This window comes from Mycobacterium gordonae, from assembly GCF_002101675.1.
Lineage (GTDB): Bacteria > Actinomycetota > Actinomycetes > Mycobacteriales > Mycobacteriaceae > Mycobacterium > Mycobacterium gordonae.
Genome location: NZ_LQOY01000191.1, coordinates 1 through 3,213 on the forward strand (window position 1 = coordinate 1; position 3,213 = coordinate 3,213).

Below are 3,213 nucleotides of genomic sequence, written 5' to 3' on the forward strand. Positions count from 1 at the left end.
GTGATGGCCATCAGGTTATCCGTTAACCGGCCCTCATCGGGGCGACACGCTCGGTGTGTGCGGGGTCCCACCAGCAAGGCGTCGGGGTGCTGACACTGGAGGTCGGTGGCTTCGGCTGTTGGAGGTGCCGATGGGGCTTCGGGTAGCTGGCGATGGAGATGTCTTCTTCGTTGCCGGTGATGTCGCCGGTGGGCAGCACGACGACCTCGAGCTGGTGAACCGTTTTCTGGCACACCTGAAGGGCAGGAACTTCGCCCGGGCTACGCGGCGCGCATATGCGTATGACGCGTTGAATTTCCTGCGGTTCCTCGCTGGGCAGGGCGTTGGTCTGGCCCAGGTGCGGCCGAGCGACTTGTTCGACTATCTGGACTGGCAGATTCAGCCCAAGCGCACTGCGGGTTCGACGGTGGTGCGGTTGTCCGAGCGGCGGGGTGCCGCCCCGGCAACACAGAACCGGAGGATCGCTGCGGTGCGGGGGCTGTTTGAGTTCGCGGTGATCACCGGCGTGGTGGTGAAAAGTCCGGTGCCGGCGCCACGACGCACCAGTGGGCTTCGGGCGCGGAGGGGCATGCTGGGGCATATCCCGGCTCGCCACTCAAGGCCGGGCGGGCGACTGGTGCGCCAGCAGCGGCTACTGCCGGAAAGCCTTGAGCTGGCCGAGATTGAGGCATTCCTGAGCGACCTGGCCTCCCACCGTGACCGCGCGATGGTGCTGCTGATGCTGCTGGGCGGATTACGTGCCGCCGAGGTCCGCGGTTTGCTGTTGGCTGAGGTGGACGTCGGGCGCCGGCAGGTGCGGGTAGTCGGCAAGGGCAGCCGGGAACGGGTGGTGCCGGTGGACCGGCCGTTTTTCGCTGAACTGGCTGCGTATCTGCGGCTTGAGCGGCCAGCTGATTGCGCGACCGAGCAGTGCTTTGTCGTGTTGCGCGGGCCGACCGCAGGACAGCCGTTGACTGAGGCGGGGATGCGTCGGATCTTTCGCACCCACCGCGCTCGCTCGGGCGCGGCCCGGGTGCGCCCTCACCGGCTGCGGCACACCTACGGCACACAATTGGCCGCGGCCGGGATCGATCTGCTGGTGCTGCGGGATTTGATGGGGCACGCCAGCCCCGAGACGACGGGAAAGTACGTACATCTGTCGGCTGAGACTCTGGCCGCCGAGTACAGCGCCGCGCGGAGGGAATCGCCGTGGTGAGTGTCGCGGTCATTGCGGCTGATAGCGCACCGGTGCGCAGCGCAGCCGAGCTGATCGCCGCCTATGATGCGCAGGTCGACACGATGCGGCTGTGCGCGAGTGAGCGGTCCGCGCGGCATCGCAGTGCACGACGTTTCGTGCAGCGCTTTCCCGATCTGGCAGTGTGGATGCGTCGGCCCACTCCGGCCCGGCTGACCGACTTGCACCGGCTGAAAGCTTGGCCGTTCATCTCGTGGTGTTTCGTGCAGCGGCACTTGGTCCCGGATGTGGAGTTGTTGTTGGCCAAACCCGGCGGATGTGGGTTGCCGGTGGAGTGGGCCGCCCACGAGCCGGACAACGTGGCCGCGGTCGCCGAAGCCGCTGCGGTGCTGGGCTGGAGCAGCAACTGGCGGCGGCAGGTCGGGCTGCTGGCCGCCTCGACGATCTGCCTGCACGCGGGAAAGCGAGTCCGGGAGCTGACCGAGGACGACTTCGCCGCTGTGCTTGGACAACTGGATGGATTGGCCGCGCTGTCGGTTTCGGCGCGTCACCACGCCCGCACCCGCCTGTTCGGCTTGCAGCAGGCCTGCTACCAGCTCGGTAGCCTGACCACCCCGCCGCGGCAAAGCGGCCCGGTGGCGGTCGGGCCACCCGTGCACGCCGCCGGTGTCCGCCAGCCACTGATCCGTGTCGAGGTCGTCCGCTACGTGCAGACGATCACTACCACGCTGCGCCCCTACACAGTGGTCGGGCGGACCAAGGCGTTGCGGGTGTTCTTCGACTACCTCGCTGAGCACCACCCCGAGGTGACCCGACTGGAGGAGATCGAACGGACCCGCCACATTGAGCCCTACCTGGCATGGGCACGGACCCGGCCGTGGCGCGGCAAGAACCGCGAGCACCGCACCATCGGCGTGGTCGTGTTCCACCAAGACGTGGTCGATCTGCGCTGCTTTTTCGAAGACATCGCCGGCTGGGGCTGGCCATCAGCCCCGCCGCGGCGGCTGCTGTTCTACGCCGACATCCCACGCACCCCCGACGCGCTGCCCCGGGCACTGACCCCAGACACCGACCGTGCGCTGATGGCCGCCGTCGCCAACCTCGATGACGCACTCGTGCGTACCGGCCTGCTGCTGTTACGAGCCACCGGCATGCGCATCGGCGAACTGCTCGACTTGGAACTGGACTGCCTACTGGACTTCGCCGGGCATGGCACCTGGCTACGGGTTCCGGTCGGCAAGCTCAACTCTGAACGCATGGTGCCGCTGGATCCGGACATCGTGCAGATGATCGACGCCTGGATCACCCAGCGGGGCCGCCAGCGCGCATTGCCCCACCCCCGCGGCGGTCGGCTAACTGAGTTCCTGTTCGTCGAGCACGGTTGCCGCCCAACGTCATTCCGGCTGCGCAAGGGCCTGATTGACGCGGTCGCCGCCGCCGAGTTGCGCGGCCGCGACGGAAAGCTGCTGCACGTCACCCCACACCAGCTAAGGCATACCTTCGGCACCAGCCTGATCAATGGCGGCATCGGGTTACCCGCGCTGATGGCGCTCATGGGTCACGTCACGCCCGAGATGACGCTACGCTACGCCAAACTCGCCACGCCTACCATCCGCAGTGCCTACCAGGTGGCGATGGACAAGGTCCGCGCCGGACAACTGCTCCCACTGACCGCCGTCAACGCCGCACCGCCGATACCGGACAAAGTCGCTTGGCTGCACGCCGAGATGCTCAAAACCCGACTCGCGCACGGCTTCTGCGCGCGCCCCCAAGCCGCCGGGCCTTGCCCCTACGCCAATATCTGCGAACAGTGCGACTTTTTCGTCCCCGACCCGGCGGGAACCTCGACGATCAATGCGCAACTCAACGACATCCGCGCCCTGCAGGCCGACGCCCAAGCCCGCGGCTGGCACGACGAAGCCGCCCGGCACCAGCGTGTCGCGGCCAGCCTCGATCAACACCTTCAACGCCTACGCCGCGACCCCTCGACCGACCTGCCTTCTTGACTCCAGCCATGAGGGCCGGTTAATGGTGGCGTA

The 3,213-nt window shown here is 67.4% G+C and carries 2 protein-coding genes; both read left to right on the top strand.

Going from position 1 to position 3,213, the window contains the following annotated elements:
- The first annotated feature begins 130 nt into the window (after positions 1 to 130).
- A complete protein-coding gene (locus AWC08_RS24310; protein ID WP_069435145.1) occupies positions 131 to 1,195 on the top strand; it encodes a tyrosine-type recombinase/integrase in 1,065 nt (354 codons plus the stop codon).
- On the top strand, positions 1,192 to 3,180 hold the full coding sequence (locus AWC08_RS24315; RefSeq protein WP_142283785.1) for a tyrosine-type recombinase/integrase: 1,989 nt from the start codon (positions 1,192 to 1,194) through the stop codon (positions 3,178 to 3,180). The genes AWC08_RS24310 and AWC08_RS24315 overlap by 4 nt, the downstream gene beginning before the upstream one ends.
- The last annotated feature ends 33 nt before the right edge of the window (positions 3,181 to 3,213 follow it).

Coding starts and splice junctions, on each gene's coding strand:
- AWC08_RS24310 (WP_069435145.1), top strand. CDS start 131: ATGGGGCTTCGGGTAGCTGGCGATGGAGATGTCTTCTTCGTTGCCGGT.